The following is a 3,077-nucleotide window of genomic DNA, read 5'->3' on the forward strand; positions in this document are numbered from 1 at the left end:
TTCATTAACTAGCTAAGATCCTACTTTTTATAATTAGTTTAAATTAACTACAAAAAAAGTATAGAAAATCCAATAAATTTAGAAGTATTTTTAATTTCATCACAATATCGAGTGGTAAATTATACCTACAACAAGATAGCATCTGGGTTTTTTAATAGTTTTTATAAAATTATAATAATTCTGATTATTCATGCAAATTAACTTTTAATAATCTATAATAAAGTAGATGGAAAAAGTTAGGGGGTATCGATATTGAAGAAAAAGTTTATTGTTCCTGCAGTTCTATCGTCAGCGTTGTTGGTAGGTTCTATCCCAGCCGGTAATGTATTTGCGAAGCCGGTTGATTCGAAGGTGGCTAGTAGTGTACAAGCTTCTAAAAAGTGGAATGAGAAGGCAAGCGTTCCTGTTTTTGTGAAGGAGCGATTTGCAGAGAAATTCTCTTCTAGCAACCCTTCCAATGCACTAAATTATTTAAAGAAAAACGAAGGTAAAACTGGAATTAAAAATCCAGATAAAAACCTAAAAGTAAAAGATTCACAAAAAGATAAACTCGGTATGACCCACGTTCGCTTTAATCAATCAATAAATGGAGTGAACGTAGAAGGAACCGAAGTTATTGTTCATTTTAACAAGAATAATGAAGTCGTATCCGTCAACGGAAGAGTAAATCAGACGATTGCCGATGATGCGGTGTACACGAATGCCTCCTTAAGCAGTGATGCAGCACTAAATCAGGCACTATCATCTGTCAATGCCCCTGAAGAGCTAACGTATGAGCCAACTTCTGAGCTTGTAGTCTATCCTTTTGAAGGAGAGAATCATACAGCTTATAAAGTGAATGTTAACTTCATGGGGGATGAGCCTGGCAACTGGTTTGTCTTTGTGGATGCAAACACGGGAGAAATCATCGATAAGTATAATGGTTTAATGCATGCTGATGAAATGAAAACACAAAAAGGTGCTGGAAAAGGGGTACATGGTGCTCACAGGGAATTACATATTACCCAAGTGAAGGAACCTAAATCTGGAACTCAGTTTGCGTTAGCTGATTACTCTCATAATGGTCTTGATGGAATCCTTACGTTTGATGCTAAAAATGATAATAGTTCCAGTAATGATACTCTATATGTGGGGAATTCTGCTGCATTTATCAGCGACTATGATCGGGCTCTTGTCGATGCACACTATAATTCGGAAAAGGTATATGATTATTACCTTAATGAGCATGACCGAAATTCTCTTGACGGTGAAGGAATGGCAATCATTTCTAAGGTCCACTATGGAAATAATTACAACAATGCATCCTGGAATGGGCGTTGGATGACCTATGGGGATGGTGACGGTGAGTTCTTTATTTCACTATCAGCCGGTCTTGACGTTGCTGCCCACGAAATGACTCATGGCGTCATCACTCATACAGCAAATTTAGTTTACCGCAATCAATCTGGAGCACTAAACGAATCATTTGCTGACGTCTTTGGTGCACTTGTTGACGACGATGATTGGGAAATGGGTGAGGATATTATGGCACCAGCTGCTAAAGCTGACGGTGTAACGAGATTGCGCAGCTTGAGTAATCCAAACAGTGTTGTAGTAAGTAATGCGGAAAGAGCTGCATATGGCAGTGGAGTCTATCCGGCTCATATGGATGAATTTTATCACATGCCAACTTCGGTAGATGGCGGCGGTGTCCATGTTAACTCCTCGATTACAAACCACGCTGCATACTTGATTGGTCAAGAAATTGGAAGGCACAAGTTAGGACAAATCTACTATCGTGCAATAAGCATTTATTTAACGCCAAATTCCGATTTTAGTGACGCTCGTAAGGCTATTGTTCAGTCTGCAATTGATATTTATGGTGAAGGCAGCAAGGAAGAGGCTGCAGCTGCTGCCGGATTTGATTCGGTGGGAATTTACTAAGTATATAATTGGATCCGCCCGCAGGAATCAATATTTTTAGCGGATTTTAGAAGAATATTGAAGTGCGTTTAATGTTCCCCCAGAATAAGTGCTTGGGGGACTATTTTTTCGGCATTAGGTAGCCCTCAAAAGAAGAAACCTTGAAAGGTATTTAGCCAATCAAGGTCTTATTTACAAATTCCTTTGTTTCACTTCTTCGAACCATATATCAAAGATATCATCAGGCAATAGTTCGTCATCATTAGAATATACTAAATCATATTTATATAGACCTTTTAAACTGTTTTGTTTCACATTATAATGTAATTTTATTTCAGTAGGCATTTCTTTATTAAACTCTTCACACTTTTTATGGATAAGTTTCAAATTTTCATTCCCGATTCTTAAAGTAGCCTTCTGTCTTTCTCCTGAAACATCATACACTACATTATGTTGACCCTCAAAGTTTTTTATTGCTTCATTTAGTTGATGTTTATGAACAATCTTTCGGTTGATTTTATAGAAAACATCAAAAACATACATTTTTGGTTCATCAGAACAATATATATATATGTCATCTGCTTTATTATCGACATACTCTAAACAAATGGCCACCATATCTGATTGGTACTCTGAAAAGTAATCTTCAAATACCTATTCCATTGCTATACCTCCTAATTCTCTAAACTAATGAATCTCACACGTCCATCTATTTCATACTCTATATCGAACCACTCGGTCTCATTTTATCCCCATCATAATTAACTTTAACATTGACGGAAACAAATTTCCCTTCTTTTATAGCCGTAGCCCATTGATTTTCTAACTTCTTGTATTTACTTAAATTTACACTACTCGATTGAGATACAAGATTATCTAAATCAGGAGAACCTCCAAATCTATCAGCAGCTAAGTGTCCAGCATGATCTCCAGCTTCTTTTCCTGGCGTATTAGATTTATGTTGTAATCTAATTGCTCTTTCTGTTAATTTTAAGTCATCTGCATTAAACTCTTTAAGTCTCCCCATGCTGTCTGTCTCATATAAATACTCATATTCTCCTGCTTGATACTTAACATTTGGTTTTAACGTTCTATCTTTATGCATATGACTTCCGTCCCTAATGATAACATGTGGAACCTGACTGGTTTTATTACCCGTACCCTTAGGAATACTC

At 36.7% G+C, this 3,077-nt stretch carries 3 protein-coding genes; 1 reads left to right on the forward strand and 2 read right to left on the reverse strand.

Annotation, left to right across the window (positions count from 1 at the left end; all coding sequences use genetic code 11):
* Window positions 1-252: 252 nt before the first annotated feature.
* A complete protein-coding gene (locus ACFVSH_RS24690) occupies window positions 253-1,923 on the forward strand; it encodes a M4 family metallopeptidase (protein ID WP_387598351.1) in 1,671 nt (556 codons plus the stop codon).
* A gap of 171 nt (window positions 1,924-2,094) precedes the next feature.
* Here ACFVSH_RS24690 and ACFVSH_RS24695 read toward each other — a convergent pair whose 3' ends face one another.
* On the reverse strand, window positions 2,095-2,520 hold the full coding sequence (locus tag ACFVSH_RS24695) for a DUF600 domain-containing protein (RefSeq protein WP_387708381.1): 426 nt from the start codon (window positions 2,518-2,520) through the stop codon (window positions 2,095-2,097).
* Between the two features lie 103 nt (window positions 2,521-2,623).
* Window positions 2,624-3,077, reverse strand: a 454-nt coding sequence (locus ACFVSH_RS24700) for a DNA/RNA non-specific endonuclease (protein WP_387708383.1), incomplete at its 5' end; no start/stop codon positions are given.

Origin of the sequence: Peribacillus sp. NPDC058002, from assembly GCF_042886655.1 — a bacterium.
Lineage (GTDB): Bacteria > Bacillota > Bacilli > Bacillales > DSM-1321 > Peribacillus > Peribacillus aracenensis.